Origin of the sequence: Streptomyces lomondensis, assembly GCF_014651035.1 — a bacterium.
In the GTDB taxonomy this organism is placed as follows: Bacteria; Actinomycetota; Actinomycetes; order Streptomycetales; family Streptomycetaceae; genus Streptomyces; species Streptomyces lomondensis.
In genome coordinates, this window is record NZ_BMWC01000001.1 from 1644665 (window position 1) to 1659206 (window position 14542).

The 14542-nt window shown below is 70.8% G+C and carries 17 protein-coding genes; 9 read left to right on the forward strand and 8 right to left on the reverse strand.

Annotated features, from left to right (window positions below; all coding sequences use genetic code 11):
- Window positions 1-54 precede the first annotated feature (54 nt).
- The gene (moaA, locus tag IE255_RS07205) at window positions 55-1044 is read left to right on the forward strand and encodes a GTP 3',8-cyclase MoaA (protein ID WP_229906297.1); all 990 of its coding nucleotides are present in this window, start codon (window positions 55-57) and stop codon (window positions 1042-1044) included.
- 66 nt (window positions 1045-1110) lie between these two features.
- Here the strand turns inward: moaA and nshR are convergent, their stop codons facing one another.
- From nshR to IE255_RS07220, 3 genes are all read right to left on the reverse strand, one after another.
- The gene (nshR, locus tag IE255_RS07210; RefSeq protein ID WP_190049257.1) at window positions 1111-1920 is read right to left on the reverse strand and encodes an NshR/TsnR family 23S rRNA methyltransferase; all 810 of its coding nucleotides are present in this window, start codon (window positions 1918-1920) and stop codon (window positions 1111-1113) included.
- A 49-nt stretch (window positions 1921-1969) separates the two neighbouring features.
- Window positions 1970-2191, reverse strand: a complete 222-nt coding sequence (locus IE255_RS07215; protein ID WP_190049258.1) for a hypothetical protein — start codon at window positions 2189-2191, stop codon at window positions 1970-1972.
- 215 nt (window positions 2192-2406) lie between these two features.
- On the reverse strand, window positions 2407-2802 hold the full coding sequence (locus IE255_RS07220) for a DUF3099 domain-containing protein (RefSeq protein ID WP_190049259.1): 396 nt from the start codon (window positions 2800-2802) through the stop codon (window positions 2407-2409).
- A 244-nt stretch (window positions 2803-3046) separates the two neighbouring features.
- On the opposite strand from IE255_RS07220, the gene IE255_RS07225 reads away from it, so the two are divergent.
- Window positions 3047-3322, forward strand: coding sequence for a GlsB/YeaQ/YmgE family stress response membrane protein (locus IE255_RS07225; protein WP_190049260.1), 276 nt, complete (start codon window positions 3047-3049; stop codon window positions 3320-3322).
- 83 nt (window positions 3323-3405) lie between these two features.
- Here the strand turns inward: IE255_RS07225 and tyrS are convergent, their stop codons facing one another.
- From tyrS to IE255_RS07240, 3 genes are read right to left on the reverse strand one after another with little or no spacing between them, the layout of a single operon-like run.
- A complete protein-coding gene (gene tyrS, locus IE255_RS07230; RefSeq protein ID WP_190049261.1) occupies window positions 3406-4674 on the reverse strand; it encodes a tyrosine--tRNA ligase in 1269 nt (422 codons plus the stop codon).
- Window positions 4675-4717: 43 nt separating this feature from the next.
- Window positions 4718-6112 carry a metallopeptidase TldD-related protein gene (locus IE255_RS07235; RefSeq protein WP_190049262.1) on the reverse strand — a complete coding sequence of 465 codons (1395 nt, stop codon included), beginning with the start codon at window positions 6110-6112 and terminating at the stop codon, window positions 4718-4720.
- Window positions 6109-7632 (reverse strand): TldD/PmbA family protein, encoded by a 1524-nt coding sequence (locus tag IE255_RS07240; RefSeq protein ID WP_190049263.1) that lies wholly within the window; start codon window positions 7630-7632, stop codon window positions 6109-6111. Before IE255_RS07240 ends, IE255_RS07235 begins: the two co-directional genes overlap by 4 nt.
- 271 nt (window positions 7633-7903) lie before the next feature.
- Here IE255_RS07240 and fabG point away from each other — a divergent pair, with 271 nt between their 5' ends.
- The 3 genes from fabG (at window position 7904) to IE255_RS07255 (ending at window position 9906) form a co-directional block, all read left to right on the forward strand.
- Window positions 7904-8608 (forward strand): 3-oxoacyl-[acyl-carrier-protein] reductase, encoded by a 705-nt coding sequence (fabG, locus tag IE255_RS07245; protein ID WP_190049264.1) that lies wholly within the window; start codon window positions 7904-7906, stop codon window positions 8606-8608.
- A gap of 5 nt (window positions 8609-8613) precedes the next feature.
- Window positions 8614-9381 (forward strand): enoyl-ACP reductase FabI, encoded by a 768-nt coding sequence (gene fabI, locus IE255_RS07250; protein WP_190049265.1) that lies wholly within the window; start codon window positions 8614-8616, stop codon window positions 9379-9381.
- Between the two features lie 174 nt (window positions 9382-9555).
- The gene (locus IE255_RS07255; RefSeq protein ID WP_190049266.1) at window positions 9556-9906 is read left to right on the forward strand and encodes a hypothetical protein; all 351 of its coding nucleotides are present in this window, start codon (window positions 9556-9558) and stop codon (window positions 9904-9906) included.
- On the opposite strand, the gene IE255_RS07260 is transcribed toward IE255_RS07255, so the two are convergent.
- Entirely contained in the window at window positions 9884-10576 is a 693-nt protein-coding gene (locus IE255_RS07260; RefSeq protein ID WP_190049267.1) for a FadR/GntR family transcriptional regulator, read from the reverse strand. The genes IE255_RS07255 and IE255_RS07260 overlap by 23 nt on opposite strands.
- A gap of 70 nt (window positions 10577-10646) precedes the next feature.
- On the opposite strand from IE255_RS07260, the gene IE255_RS07265 reads away from it, so the two are divergent.
- The 4 genes from IE255_RS07265 (at window position 10647) to IE255_RS07275 (ending at window position 13150) form a co-directional block, all read left to right on the forward strand.
- Window positions 10647-12008, forward strand: a complete 1362-nt coding sequence (locus tag IE255_RS07265) for a CynX/NimT family MFS transporter (protein ID WP_190049268.1) — start codon at window positions 10647-10649, stop codon at window positions 12006-12008.
- 69 nt (window positions 12009-12077) lie between these two features.
- On the forward strand, window positions 12078-12194 hold the full coding sequence (locus IE255_RS39875) for an SGM_5486 family transporter-associated protein (RefSeq protein ID WP_097215821.1): 117 nt from the start codon (window positions 12078-12080) through the stop codon (window positions 12192-12194).
- Window positions 12195-12359: 165 nt separating this feature from the next.
- Entirely contained in the window at window positions 12360-12566 is a 207-nt protein-coding gene (locus IE255_RS07270; protein WP_190049269.1) for a hypothetical protein, read from the forward strand.
- A gap of 65 nt (window positions 12567-12631) precedes the next feature.
- A complete protein-coding gene (locus tag IE255_RS07275) occupies window positions 12632-13150 on the forward strand; it encodes a SixA phosphatase family protein (protein WP_190049270.1) in 519 nt (172 codons plus the stop codon).
- A gap of 55 nt (window positions 13151-13205) precedes the next feature.
- Here the strand turns inward: IE255_RS07275 and serB are convergent, their stop codons facing one another.
- Window positions 13206-14420, reverse strand: a complete 1215-nt coding sequence (gene serB, locus IE255_RS07280; protein WP_190049271.1) for a phosphoserine phosphatase SerB — start codon at window positions 14418-14420, stop codon at window positions 13206-13208.
- Between the last annotated feature and the right edge of the window lie 122 nt (window positions 14421-14542).

Genomic DNA, 14542 nt, shown 5'->3' on the forward strand with positions numbered 1-14542 from the left:
GGTGTCGGAGAAGAAGTGCTCCGGGCACGATCCGCGTCGAGGGAGGGGGCCCACGTGCTCATCGACACCTACGGCCGAGTGGCCACCGACCTGAGGGTCTCGCTGACCGACCGGTGCAATCTGCGCTGCGCCTACTGCATGCCCGAGGAGGGCCTGCAGTGGCTGGCCAAGCCGGACCTGCTCACGGACGACGAGATCGTCCGCCTGATCGACATCACGGTCACGTCCCTGGGGATCGAGGAGGTCCGCTTCACCGGCGGCGAGCCCCTGCTGCGCCCCGGCCTGGTCGGCATAGTGGAGCGCGTCGCGGCCCTGGACCCCCGCCCTCAGATGTCCCTCACCACCAACGGCATCGGCCTGAAGCGCACGGCAGCGGCCCTGAAGGCGGCCGGCCTGGACCGGGTCAACGTCTCCCTCGACACCCTCCGCCCGGACGTCTTCAAGACCCTCACCCGCCGCGACCGCCACAAGGACGTCATCGAGGGCCTGCACGCCGCCCGCGACGCCGGCCTCACCCCGGTCAAGGTCAACTCCGTCCTGATGCCGGGGCTCAACGACGACGAGGCCCCCGACCTCCTCGCCTGGGCCGTGGAGCACGACTACGAGCTGCGCTTCATCGAGCAGATGCCGCTGGACGCCCAGCACGGCTGGAAGCGCGACGGCATGATCACCGCGGGCGACATCCTGGCCTCCCTGCGTACGCGCTTCGACCTCACCCCCGAGGGCGAGGAGAAGCGCGGCTCGGCCCCGGCGGAGCGCTGGCTGGTCGACGGCGGCCCGCATGTGGTGGGCGTGATCGCCTCCGTCACCCGCCCCTTCTGCGCGGCCTGCGACCGCACCCGCCTCACGGCCGACGGCCAGATACGCACGTGCCTGTTCGCCCAGGAGGAGACGGACCTGCGCGCCGCGCTCCGCTCCGGCGCCCCCGACGAGGAGATCGCCCGCATCTGGCGCCTGGCGATGTGGGGCAAGAAGGCGGGCGCGGGCCTGGACGACCCGTCGTTCGTCCAGCCCGACCGTCCCATGTCGGCGATCGGCGGCTGAGCAGGCCGGCGTGTCGGCCGGAGGACGCCTCGATGTGTCAGTGGTGATCGCCGCCGTGTGAGGTGATCATCGGCTGGCCGCGAGATTCCTGTCGATCCTCTCGTGCAGCGCGATTCCGAGGGAAACGGACACGTTGAGAGACTCGGTCGAGCTCATCATGGGGATCGAAACCGAGGCGGAAGATGCTTTCTCGAACAGATCGGAAGGCCCGCCCTTTTCGCTGCCGAACAACAAGGCCAGCCGATCCGGACTGTCTCCCAGTTCCTTCACGGAAATATCGCCGTCCGCCTTGAGCGTCATCAGCCGCATACCGCTGTCCCGAATGAAGTCAAGGGCCTCCTCGCGACCGGAGAGGACGACGGGAAGCGAGAAGACGTAACCCCGGCTGGCCCTCTGCAGACGCCGGTCCGCGATGCTGGTGATGTCACTGTCGACCAGGATGATCCCCGACGCTCCGAGCGCGAGCGACGTCCGTACGATCGCGCCGATGTTCCCGACGATCTTCACCCCGTCGAGAACGACGACGTCCCCGCTCCGGCCTGCGATATCGCTGAACCTGGCCGGGCGGGGGACGCGGGCGATGCCGAACGTCCTGGCCTTCCGCTCGCCCTTGAACAACTGATTGACGATCGACGAGTCGATGAGGCGGACCGGAATGTTCTGCCGCCGGCACAGATCCAGCAAATCCGATGGAAAAGGACTGCTGTCACTGCCGTAGACCTCGATGAAATCCACCCCGGCCGCGATGGAATGCATGAGGGGCTCGACGTCCTCGATCAACGTGGTCTTTACGTTGGATCGCGAAGGCTTGGTGACATCGATGATCCGCTGCACCGCGGGATCGGACGGGTTTGCGATGGTGTCCAACTCAGTCATGGTCGTCCTACCGGCTGCTGTTCGGCAAAACCTGGATCATACACCTGGGCTACGCCGAGCCGTGAGCGGACTCCCACTCCTTCAGGAGAACCACGTCCTTCAAGAACCCCCGCACGCCGAGGAACTGCGACAGATGCTCGCGATGCCCCTCACAGGCCAGCCACGTCTTGCGCCGCTCCGGCGTATGGATCTTCGGGTTGTTCCAGGCGAGGACCCACACGGCGTCGGCTCGGCAGCCCTTCGCGGAACAGATCGGCGTCTCGTCACTCACTGCTTCGTCTCACCACTGCACACAGAAAAGGCGACGCCGAGCAGCCACGGGGGGAGCTGCCCGGCGTCGGTCCGTCGCTCCGACGGGGGATGCGGAGCGCGTACGAAGTATGTCACGGGTAACCCCGGCCCCGGCACCGGAACAACATGATTGATCTGAGCTTTTCTTGAGCTTGGCGGGAAGATGGCTTCCGTTTGTGATCGCCCCGGGCGTCCCTACCGCTCGTGCGGCTCGGTCCGCGCACCCGGCACCGGCCCGGACACGGCTTCTTCCGCGACGGATTCCGCCGGCCCGTCCTGCGTCGCCGCCGGCTCGATCATCGGGCGCACCGGCGGCGCCACGAACGTCGACGGCAGAGACGGCGCGTTCTCGCGCCCGGCGTTCGCGATCACCACCGCGATGTACGGCAGGACCAGTCCGAGCACCAACGCCACGATGGCCACGTGCCGTTCGACGTTCCACAGCGTGGCCGCGAGGATCACGGAGATCGTGCGGATCGTCATCGAGATCACGTACCGGCGCTGCCGCCCGCGTACGTCCTCCTGGAGTCCCGCCCGGGCGCCGGTGATCCGGAAAACCTGGACGTTGCCGCCGCCATGCTGCTTCCGCATCGCATTCCACCATCCGCCCGTATCGGACTCTCCCCGCCCCGTAGCCGTCCCCGGCCGGCCGGGGAACCTGACCAGGACAGCTTCCACGTTACGCCGCGGCTGCGCCGGCTACGAGACCGGGGCCTCTCCCGCCAGGGCGAACCCGCTGCGCCGTAGCGCGTACGGCGCGCGTCGGCATGCGGCGTAGGGCACCTGGGCCGACACTGGCTGTAGTGCTCACGTCGAGCCGTACGAGGAGGCAGCGATGGGCTGGTTGTGGGCGATCATCGTGGGACTGGTGCTCGGCCTGCTCGCCAAGGCGATCATTCCGGGCAAGCAGCACGTCCCGCTGTGGCTGACCGTCATTCTGGGCATGCTCGGCGCCATCGGCGGCAACGCCCTCGCGCGGGCGGCCGGTGTCGACGCCACATCGGGCATCGACTGGTGGCGGCATGTCTTCCAGCTCCTGGCCGCGGTGGTCCTCGTCGCCATCGGTGACAGGGCCTACACGGCGGTCCGGGGAGGCAGGCGCCGGGCATAACGGCGAACTAGCGCAGGGTCAACGGGGTACACGGCGAAGGGAGCGGCCTCCGGCACCGGAGACCGCCCCCTTCCCCCGCACGCTCAGCCGCTCGTGACCTCGACCGCCGCCAGGTTCTTCTTGCCCCGGCGCAGCACCAGCCAGCGGCCGTGCAGCAGGTCCTCCTTGGCGGGGACGGCGTCCTCGCCGGCGACCTTGACGTTGTTCACGTACGCGCCGCCCTCCTTGACCGTGCGGCGCGCGGCCGACTTGCTGGCCACCAGGCCGACCTCGGCGAACAGGTCGACGACCGGACCGAGCTCGGCGACCTGGATGTGCGGCACCTCCGACAGGGCCGCGGCCAGCGTCCTCTCGTCGAGCTCCGCCAGCTCGCCCTGCCCGAAGAGTGCCTTGGACGCGGCGATCACGGCGGCCGTCTGGTCGGCGCCGTGCACCAGCGTCGTCAGCTCCTCGGCCAGCGCGCGCTGCGCCGCCCGGGCCTGCGGGCGCTCCTCCGTCTGCCGCTCCAGCTCCTCCAGCTCCTCGCGGGAGCGGAAGGACAGGATGCGCATGTACTTCGAGATGTCCCGGTCGTCCACGTTCAGCCAGAACTGGTAGAACGCGTACGGCGTCGTCATCTCCGGGTCGAGCCAGACGGCGCCGCCCTCGGTCTTGCCGAACTTGGTGCCGTCCGCCTTGGTCATCAGCGGCGTCGCCAGCGCGTGGACCGCGGCGTCCGGCTCCAGCCGGTGGATCAGGTCCAGGCCCGCCGTGAGGTTGCCCCACTGGTCGCTGCCGCCCTGCTGGAGCGTGCAGCCGTAGCGCCGGTAGAGCTGGAGGAAGTCCATGCCCTGGAGGATCTGGTAGCTGAACTCCGTGTAGCTGATGCCCTCGGAGGACTCCAGGCGCCGGGCCACGGAGTCCTTCGTCAGCATCTTGTTGACGCGGAAGTGCTTGCCGATGTCCCGGAGGAACTCGATCGCGGAGAGGTTCGCCGTCCAGTCGAGGTTGTTGACCATGACGGCCGCGTTCTCGCCCTCGAAGTCCAGGAACGGCTCGATCTGGGCGCGCAGCTTGTCGACCCAGCCGCCGACCGTCTCCGGGTCGTTCAGCGTGCGCTCCGCCGTCGGGCGCGGGTCGCCGATCAGGCCCGTGGCGCCGCCGACCAGGGCCAGCGGCCGGTGACCGGCCTGCTGGAGCCGGCGCACGGTGAGCACCTGCACCAGGTGCCCCACGTGCAACGACGGTGCCGTCGGGTCGAAACCGCAATAGAACGTGACGGGACCGTCCGCGAGCGCCTTGCGCAAAGCGTCCTCGTCAGTGGACAGGGCGAACAGCCCGCGCCACTTCAGCTCGTCGACGATGTCCGTCACGGTTCTCGTATCTCCTTGAGTGGGCTGGTAATCAGGTACGAGGTTATACGCCCTGGCTGACAGAGCTCATATTGAAGTCCGGCACCCGCAGGGCCGGCATCGCAGCCCTGGTGAACCAGTCGCTCCATTCCCTGGGCAGCGTCTTTTCCGTCCGCCCGGCCTCCGCGGCCCGGCCGAGCACGCCCACCGGCGACTCGTTGAACCGGAAGTTGTTCACCTCGCCGGTCACCTCGCCGTTCTCGACGAGGTACACACCGTCCCGGGTCAGTCCCGTCAGCAGCAGCGTCGCCGGGTCGACCTCGCGGATGTACCACAGGCAGGTCAGCAGCAGCCCCCGCTCGGTGCTCGCGACCATCTCCTCCAGGGAGCGGTCCTCGCCCCCGTCCAGGATCAGGTTCTCGATGCCCGGCGCCACGGGCAGCCCCGTCAGGCCCGCGCTGTGGCGGCTGGTCGTCAGGTGCGCCAGCTCGCCCTCGCGCATCCACTCGGTGGCCTTCAGCGGCAGACCGTTGTCGAACACCGACTGGTCGCCCCCGGAGGAGTGCGCGATCACGAAGGGCGCCGACTCCAGACCCGGCTCGTTCGGGTCGCTGCGCAGGGTCAGCGGCAGGTCGGTCAGCTTCTCGCCGACCCGCGTGCCCCCGCCCGGCTTGGAGAACACCGTGCGGCCCTCCACCGCGTCCCGGCCCGACGCCGACCACATCTGGTAGATCAGCAGGTCCGCCACGGCCGTCGGCGGCAGCAGCGTCTCGTACCGGCCGGCGGGCAGCTCCAGTCGCCGCTCGGCCCACCCGAGGCGCACGGCCAGCTCCGCGTCCAGCGCCGCCGGATCGACGTCCTTGAAGTCCCGGGTGGAACGCCCGGCCCACGCGGAGCGCGTCCGGTCCGGCGACTTCGCGTTCATCTCCAGCGTCCCGTTCGGCTGGTCGTGACGCAGCCGCAGCCCCGTGGACGTCCCCACGTACGACGACACCAGCTCGTGGTTGGCGAAGCCGTACAGCTCGCGGCCGCCCGCACGCGCGCGTGCGAAGGCCTCGCCGAGCGCCGGCGCGAAGTCGGCGAACACCGCCGAGGACGTCTCGGCGGGCGCCTCCGTGAACTCCGGCGACCGGTCCACGCCCGTGAACAGGGGCTGCGCGTCCTCGGCGGGAGCGGCGCCGCGCGCCGCGGCCTCGGCGGCACGCACCAGGGGCTCCAGCTCGTCGGCGGTCACCGCCGACCGTGACACGACCCCCGAGGCCGTGCCCTCCTTGCCGTCGACCGTGGCGATCACGGTGAGCGTGCGCCCGCGCGTCACGCCGTTCGTGGTCAGGGCGTTGCCCGCCCAGCGCAGATTGGCGGTGGACTGCTCGTCGGCGATGACGACACAGCCGTCCGCCCGGGACAGTTCCAGGGCACGCTCGACGACCTCGTGCGGCTTGGTGGTACGCGGGCTCATCGACCGGCCTCCTGCGTGGTGTTGAGGATGTTGACGCCCTTGAAGAGGGCCGACGGGCAGCCGTGCGACACGGCCGCCACCTGGCCCGGCTGGGCCTTGCCGCAGTTGAAGGCGCCGCCCAGGACGTACGTCTGCGGTCCGCCCACCGCGGCCATCGAGCCCCAGAAGTCGGTGGTCGTCGCCTGGTAGGCCACGTCCCGCAGCTGCCCGGCCAGCCGCCCGTTCTCGATCCGGTAGAAGCGCTGCCCGGTGAACTGGAAGTTGTAGCGCTGCATGTCGATCGACCAGGACCGGTCGCCGACGACGTAGATGCCCCGCTCCACGCCGCCGATCAGATCCTCGGTCGACATCCCGGCCGGGTCCGGCCGCAGCGACACGTTGGCCATGCGCTGCACCGGCACATGCCCGGGGGAGTCGGCGTACGCGCACCCGTTGGACCGCTCGAAGCCGGTCAGCCGGGCGATCCGCCGGTCCAGCTGGTAGCCGACGAGCGTGCCGTCCTTCACCAGGTCCCACGACTGCGCCTCGACGCCCTCGTCGTCGTACCCGATCGTGGCGAGCCCGTGCTCGGCGGTGCGGTCGCCGGTGACGTTCATCAGCTCCGAGCCGTAGCGCAGCTTGCCCAGCTGGTCGAAGGTGGCGAAGGAGGTACCGGCGTAGGCGGCCTCGTAACCCAGCGCCCGGTCGAGCTCGGTGGCGTGCCCGATGGACTCGTGGATGGTCAGCCACAGGTTGGACGGGTCGACGACCAGGTCGTACAGGCCCGGCTCGACGCTCGGGGCGCGCATCTTCTCGGCGAGCAGCTCCGGGATCCGCTCCAGCTCGCCCTCCCAGTCCCAGCCGGTGCCCCGCAGGTACTCCCAGCCGCGTCCGGCCGGCGGCGCGAGCGTGCGCATCGAGTCGAACTCGCCGCTGGACTCGTCCACCGACACGGCGTTGAACACCGGGTGCAGCCGCACCCGCTGCTGCGTGGTCACGGTCCCGGCCGTGTCGGCGTAGAACTTGTTCTCATGGACGGTGAGCAGCGAGGCGTCCACGTGGTCGACCCCGTCGGCCGCCAGCAGCCGCGCGCTCCACTCGGCGATCAGCCCGGCCTTCTCCTCGTCGGGCACGGTGAACGGATCGATCTCGTACGACGAGATCCAGGTCTTGTCGGCGTGCACCGGCTCGTCGGCCAGTTCCACCCGCTCGTCCGACCCGGCGGCCTTGATCACCTGCGCGGACAGCTTCGCCATCGCCACCGCCTGCCCGGCGACCCGGGCGGCGGCGTCCAGGGAGAGGTCCACGCCGGACGCGAACCCCCAGGTGCCGCCGTGCACCACCCGCACCGCGTACCCGAGGTCGGTGGTGTCCGACGACCCGGCGGGCTTGGCGTCCCGGAACCGCCAGGAGGCGTTGCGCACCCGCTCGAACCGGAAGTCCGCGTGCTCGGCACCCAGCGCACGCGCGCGTGCGAGGGCCGCGTCGGCGAGGGCGCGTAGGGGGAGGGCCGTGAAGGCCTCGTCGATGGTATGAGGCACCGCCGTCTCTTTCTGTCGAGGTGACCGTGGTTGCCGTACTTGTGACTGCTCCGATCATGTCGCCTCGTCCCGCGCCCGGGCCACGAGTTTCCGAACCGATGACCGCGCGTTTCTGTAGGGACCCGACAGTGAGTCCCGTACGCCACTGTCGGTGCCCGATTGTCCGCGGGCGTGCCCGGACCGATAGGTTTTCGGGGAAGCCGCCTGTCATCGCCGCCTGTCGTCCAGGCGCCCGGGCGGGGTATCAGACCGCTACCGAAAGGGTGATCCGTTGAGCCGCTCGGTTCTCGTCACCGGAGGCAACCGGGGCATCGGCCTCGCCATCGCCCGCGCTTTCGCCGATGCCGGCGACAAGGTCGCCATCACGTACCGCTCGGGTGAGCCGCCGGCCGGCTTCCTCGCCGTCAAGTGCGACATCACCGACGCCGAGCAGGTGGAGCAGGCCTACAAGGAGATCGAGGAGAACCACGGCCCCGTCGAGGTCCTCGTCGCCAACGCCGGCATCACCAAGGACCAGCTCCTGATGCGCATGTCCGAGGAGGACTTCACCTCGGTCATCGACACGAACCTCACCGGCACCTTCCGCGTCGTCAAGCGCGCCAACCGCGGCATGCTGCGCGCCAAGAAGGGCCGCGTCGTCCTCATCTCGTCGGTCGTGGGCCTGTACGGCTCGCCGGGGCAGGCCAACTACGCCGCCTCCAAGGCCGCCCTGGTCGGCTTCGCACGCTCCCTCGCCCGGGAACTGGGCTCGCGCAACATCACCTTCAACGTCGTCGCACCCGGCTTCGTCGACACCGACATGACCAAGGTGCTCACCGACGAGCAGCGCGCCGGCATCGTGCAGCAGGTGCCGCTCGGCCGGTACGCGCAGCCGGAGGAGATCGCCGCGGCGGTGCGGTTCCTCGCCTCGGACGACGCCTCGTACATCACTGGAGCCGTCATCCCCGTTGACGGCGGACTGGGAATGGGTCACTGATCACCATGAGCGGAATTCTCGAGGGCAAGCGCGTCCTGATCACCGGTGTGCTGATGGAGTCCTCCATCGCCTTCCACGCCGCCAAGCTGGCCCAGGAGCAGGGCGCCGAGATCATCCTCACCGCGTTCCCGCGGCCCACGCTGACCGAGCGCATCGCGAAGAAGCTGCCCAAGCCCACCAAGGTCATCGAGCTCGACGTGACCAACGACGAGCACCTGGGGCGCCTGGCCGACATCGTCGGCGAGGAGCTCGGCGGCCTCGACGGCGTCGTGCACTCCATCGGCTTCGCCCCGCAGGACGCCCTCGGCGGCAACTTCCTCAACACGCCGTTCGAGTCGGTCGCCACGGCCATGCACGTCTCGGCGTACTCCCTGAAGTCGCTCACCACGGCCTGCCTGCCGCTGATGCAGAACGGCGGCTCGGTCGTCGGCCTCACCTTCGACGCGCAGTACGCCTGGCCCCAGTACGACTGGATGGGCCCGGCCAAGGCCGCCCTGGAGGCCACCAGCCGCTACCTCGCCCGCGACCTGGGCAAGCAGAACATCCGCTGCAACCTGATCTCGGCCGGCCCGATCGGCTCCATGGCCGCCAAGTCCATCCCGGGCTTCGGCGAGCTGGCCTCCGTGTGGGACAGCCGCTCCCCGCTGGAGTGGGACCTGAAGGACCCCGAGCCGGCCGGCCGCGGCATCGTCGCGCTGCTGAGCGACTGGTTCCCCAAGACCACGGGCGAGATCATCCACGTGGACGGCGGTCTGCACGCCATCGGCGCCTGATCCTCCCGACACCGCTGCCGTACGCCGTCGACGCCCCGTTTCCCGCAGTGCGCGGGGAGCGGGGCGTCACCCGTTCGGCCCATCCGGCCGGGCGGGGGAGGGCCGCAACTGGGCACTCTGGAGTACGCGTTCACCACGCGAGCCCCTCCCCAGCACGGCCGAGGAGGTCCCCTTGTGCGCTTGTCCCGCCGAACGGCCTCACTGTCCCTCGCCGTCGCTCTCGTGATGACCCTGGCGTACGAGGCGGTGCCCCACGCGCGCGTGCCCGCCGACGAGCAGGAGTCGGCGGCGCCGTTCGGCGCCGCGTGCCGGATCCGCGTCACCGGCTCGAAGGTGACCGCGTACTGCCACAACCCCTATCCGGAGCCCGACCGCGTGAGCCTGCACGTCGAGTGCGCCCGCTGGTGGGACATCGACACCGACAGCTCCCCGATCGAGGCCGGGCCCGCGCAGACCGTGCGGCTGGCCGGGCGCTGCTGGAAGGAAGTCGGCGACGTGTGGATCAGTCACCGGCGGGGGAGCTGATCCCGCCCAGGCGGCACAGGAACGGATAGCGGGCGGCCTCCGCCGCCGCCTGCGCCGCGTCGCCCGCGCGGATCGCGTCGAGCAGCCGCCCGTGGTCCATGTACGTCTCCGGCGTCAGCTCCTCCCCGACGTCCTCGCGCAGCCAGTCCCGCAGCACCTCGCCCAGGTCCGCGTACATGGCGGTCATCACGTCGTTGTGGGAGGCGGACACCACGGCCAGGTGGAAGGTCGCGTCCGCGGTCACGAACGCCTCCGCGTCACCTGACTCCCAGGCCTCCTCACGCCGCAGCAGCAGCGCGTCGAGCTGCTTGAGGTCCTTCTCCGTGCGCCGCTCGGCGGCCAGCCGGGCGGCGGCCGACTCGAGCGTGGAGCGCAGCTCGGCGATGTGCCGCGGGTCGGCCTCGGCGAACCGCCGCTGCATCACGCCCGCCAGCTCGCTCGTCGCCACGACGTACGTGCCGGAGCCCTGGCGGATGTCCAGCAGGCCGTTGTGCGAGAGCGCGCGGACGGCCTCACGGACCGTGTTGCGGGCGACACCGAGCTGCTCGACCAGCTCCGGCTCGGTCGGGATACGGGAGCCGACCGGCCACTCGCCCGAGGTGATCTGGGCCCGCAGTGCGGCGATGACCTGCTCGGACAGCGCCGAACGACGGGGATGGCTCAGGGGCATGGCTCACCTTCCCACGATCGGGGCGCCGGAGGGCAGCCGGGGAGTGGACAGTCAATCATCCTATGATTCTATGATGGCCCTCATGGCTAGTGAGGAAACCCGGACGATGACGCCCCCGACCGCACGCAGCTCGGCCGCGCCCGCCGCCCGGGAACCGGGCGGCACGTCCACGCGCGCGTGGACGATGCGGCTGCTCGTCCTCGGCATCGTGCTGTCCGCGCTGAACCTCCGCCCCGCCATCACCAGCCTCGGCGCCCTCCTGGAGGAGGTCCGCGACGGGCTCGGCATGAGCGGCAGCGTGGCCGGCCTGCTCACCTCCGTGCCGCCGCTGTGCTTCGCCGTCTTCGGCGTCACGGCCCCGCGGCTCGCCCGCCGCTTCGGCGCGGGCGCCGTGGTCTGCGCCGGCATGGCCGCCATCGCCACCGGCCTGCTGCTGCGGCCGTACACCGGAAGCACGGCGGGCTTCCTGGCCGCCAGCGCCCTCGCCCTGATGGGCATCGCGGTCAGCAACGTCCTGATGCCGGTCATCGTCAAGCACTGGTTCCCCGACCGCGTCGGTTCCATGACCGGCCTGTACTCGATGGCGCTCGCCCTGGGCACCTCGCTCGCGGCCGCCGTGACGGTGCCCCTGACCGACGCCCTCGGCGGGAGCTGGCAGTCGGGCCTGGCCCTGTGGGCGGGGCTCGCCGTGGCGGCGGTGCTGCCGTGGCTGCCGTTCGTACGAGGACGCCTGACGGCGCCCGGGGCGAGGCAGCGGGACGGCGACGGGCCCGCGCCCGACAGGCGAGCCGCGACAGGGACGCAGGACTCCGTGCGGACGGAACCCGCGCGCGCGGAGACGCCGAAGCTGCGGATCACCCGCAGCCGTACCGCCTGGGCCCTGGCCGTCTTCTTCGGCCTCCAGGCCACCGCCGCCTACATCACCATGGGCTGGATGGCGCAGATCTTCCGGGACGCCGGTGTGCCCGCCGGCACCGCCGGGCTGCTGCTGGCTGTCACCATGGTCATGGGCGTGCCCCTGGCCTTCGTCATACCGCGCCTGGCCACGCGGCTGCCCCACCAGGGCCCGATCGTGCTCGCCCTGGGCGTGTGCGGCCTCGCCGGCTACGCCGGGCTGTACCTCGCCCCGGCCGCCGGCGCCTGGGCCTGGGCCGTGCTGCTCGGCGTCGCCAACTGCGCCTTCCCGCTCGCCCTCACCATGGTCGGCATGCGGGCCAGGACCGGGCCGGGCGTCGCCCAGCTGTCGGCGTTCGCGCAGAGCACCGGCTATCTGATCTCCATCCCGGGGCCGCTCCTGGTGGGCGTCCTCTACCAGCACAGCGGGGGCTGGGGCCTGCCGATCGCGCTGATGAGCGCCCTGATGGTCCCGCAGATGGCGGTCGGCTTCCTGGCGGGCCGCGACCGCACGGTGGAGGACGAGGCGGCCCGCTGAGCCCCGCCTCGCGGGGCGTGGGGCCACCCCCGGGGCGCCCGGCGTCCGGGAGGGTGCGAGACTTGCCCCATGCCAGTGCTCGACCCGAATCCCCAGCACGGTCAGAAGAAGATGCTGCTCGTGTTCGGCGCCTTCTTCGCGATCTTCATCGTCATCGCCGTCATCGCGACCATCGCCTCGCCATGACCGGCCCGCGCCCGGCCATGGTGGGGCTGGCCCCCCTGTCCCCTAGGGGGTGAGGGTCAGGGTCAAGTGGGTGGATCACCGGATGGGTTGGCGGCCGCGGATTCCGTAGCTTCGAGGTGTGGCCACGAGAAGCGTGCCACCGACCGTCCGAAGAGCGGAGGCACGATGTCGGCTCCTACGCACATCCGGCCCCACCCGGCGACCCGGGCCGGCGCCGACAGCCGGCTGCCCTGGTGGGCCCTCGCCCTGCCCGTGCTCGCCTTCACCGCGCTGCTCGCCCTGATCCTGAACCCGTCCGACGCCCACGCGGCCGCGGGCGACCCCGCGATCACCCACCTCTTCGAGCGTGCGCAGCGGCTGATAGTCCGCTGAGCACGGCCGGATCCGCCGGTCAACTCCCTGCGCCCCGTGGCGTGTTTCATGCGAAGCTGGATCTCATGAGCGTCGCAGAACCCCGCAGGATTGCCCTCTTCCGCCATGCGAAAGCCGACTGGCCACAGGTGACCGATCACGAGCGTCCGCTCGCCGACCGGGGCCGAATGGAGGCGGCGGAGGCCGGGCGCAGGCTCGCCGACACCGGCATCCCCTTCGACCTGGCCCTGTGCTCCACCGCGGTCCGGACCCGGGAGACCTGGAAGCTCGCCGTCCAGGAGTTCCCACAGCGGCCGAAAACCGTCTACGAAGAGCGGATCTACGAGGCCTCGCCGGGCGAACTCATCGCCGTGCTCAACGAGACCCCCGACGACGCGCAGAACATCCTCATGATCGGCCACAACCCGGGCATCCAGGGCCTCGCCGACGTCCTGGCGGGCTCGGCCGAGGGCGACGCCCGCGAGCGGATGGCCCGCCGCGGGTTCCCGGCCGCCGCCTTCGCCGTCCTGTCCTTCACCGGCGAGTGGAAGAGCCTGGAGCCGGGCGTGGCCACGCTGCGGGACTACTGGGCGCCGGCCGAGTGACCGTCACCGCGTGACAGGGGCCCGGCACCGGTGCGGTGCCGGGCCCCCCGACGGTTCAGACTGTGTCGACGGTGTCCGCCGCCTCGACCTCTTCGCGCGTGATGCCCAGCAGGTACAGGACGGTGTCCAGGAAGGGAAAATTCACCGCCGTGTGCGCGGCCTCGCGCACCACCGGCTTGGCGTTGAAGGCGACGCCCAGACCGGCCGCGTTCAGCATGTCCAGGTCGTTCGCCCCGTCACCGATCGCCACCGTCTGCGACAGCGGCACACCCGCCTCCGCGGCGAACCGGCGCAGCAGCCGGGCCTTGCCCGCGCGGTCGACGATCTCGCCGGTGACCTTGCCGGTGAGCCTGCCGTCGACGATCTCCAGCGTGTTGGCCTGGGCGAAGTCCAGCCCGAGCCGCTCCTTCAGATCGTCGGTGACCTGGGTGAACCCGCCCGAGACGACACCGACTTGGTAGCCGAGCCGCTTCAGCGTACGGATCAGGGTGCGGGCACCCGGCGTCAGCCGCACCTCGCTGCGCACCTTGTCCACCACCGAGGCGTCCAGCCCCTCCAGCAGCGCCACGCGCGCGTGCAGGGACTGCTCGAAGTCCAGCTCCCCGCGCATCGCGGCCGCCGTCACCTCGGCGACCTCGTCCTCGCAGCCGGCGTGGGCGGCGAACAGTTCGATGACCTCGTCCTGGATGAGCGTCGAGTCGACGTCCATGACGACCAGGCGCTGCGCGCGCCGGTACAGGCCGGCGGCGACGACCGCCACGTCGATGCCGAGCTTCGCCGCGTCGGGCGCCAGGGCGGTGCGCAGCGGCTCGGTCTCCACGCCGGACACGGCGAACTCGACGGCGGTCACGGGGTACTTGGCGAGCCGGAAGATACGGTCGATGTTGCCGCCGGTCTTGGTGATCCGCGCGGCGACCGCGGCCGTCGCCTCGGCGGTGAGCGGGTGCCCGAGCACGGTGACCAGGGAGCGGCCCAGCCCGCGCGGCCGGTTGTCGCCGAGGCCGGAGATGATCTCCGCCTGCATCTTCATCGACTCGGCCCAGCTGTGGACGGTCGCCCGCAGATCTCCCTCGAGCCCGGGGGGCGGCTCGGTCACGAGCGCGCACAGCACCATTCGGCCACGCGTGACGACCTGCTCGATGTCGACGACGTCGACGGAGTAGGCGGCGAGGGTGTCGAAGAGGCCGGCCGTGATGCCCGGCCTGTCCTTGCCGAAGATCTTCACAAGGAGGGTGGGGACGTCAGAGGACGAGGTCTGCGAAGCGCTCATGGTGTCTCCACCGTATCCGGCAGGCAGGGCGTACCGCCCGTGAGGTCCGCCTGGCGGACGGCGAACACTGGGTGTCGCGTCGATGGCGTGAATCTTACGTACCGGTACGACGTCCCCGGGCC

Coding starts and splice junctions, on each gene's coding strand:
- IE255_RS07225 (WP_190049260.1), top strand. CDS start 3,047: ATGGGCTGGTTGTGGGCGATCATCGTGGGACTGGTGCTCGGCCTGCTC.
- serB (WP_190049271.1), bottom strand. CDS start 14,420: ATGAGCGCTTCGCAGACCTCGTCCTCTGACGTCCCCACCCTCCTTGTG.
- IE255_RS39875 (WP_097215821.1), top strand. CDS start 12,078: ATGCCAGTGCTCGACCCGAATCCCCAGCACGGTCAGAAGAAGATGCTG.
- nshR (WP_190049257.1), bottom strand. CDS start 1,920: ATGACTGAGTTGGACACCATCGCAAACCCGTCCGATCCCGCGGTGCAG.
- IE255_RS07220 (WP_190049259.1), bottom strand. CDS start 2,802: ATGCGGAAGCAGCATGGCGGCGGCAACGTCCAGGTTTTCCGGATCACC.
- fabI (WP_190049265.1), top strand. CDS start 8,614: ATGAGCGGAATTCTCGAGGGCAAGCGCGTCCTGATCACCGGTGTGCTG.
- IE255_RS07275 (WP_190049270.1), top strand. CDS start 12,632: ATGAGCGTCGCAGAACCCCGCAGGATTGCCCTCTTCCGCCATGCGAAA.
- IE255_RS07235 (WP_190049262.1), bottom strand. CDS start 6,112: ATGAGCCCGCGTACCACCAAGCCGCACGAGGTCGTCGAGCGTGCCCTG.
- IE255_RS07260 (WP_190049267.1), bottom strand. CDS start 10,576: ATGCCCCTGAGCCATCCCCGTCGTTCGGCGCTGTCCGAGCAGGTCATC.
- IE255_RS07270 (WP_190049269.1), top strand. CDS start 12,360: ATGTCGGCTCCTACGCACATCCGGCCCCACCCGGCGACCCGGGCCGGC.
- IE255_RS07265 (WP_190049268.1), top strand. CDS start 10,647: ATGATGGCCCTCATGGCTAGTGAGGAAACCCGGACGATGACGCCCCCG.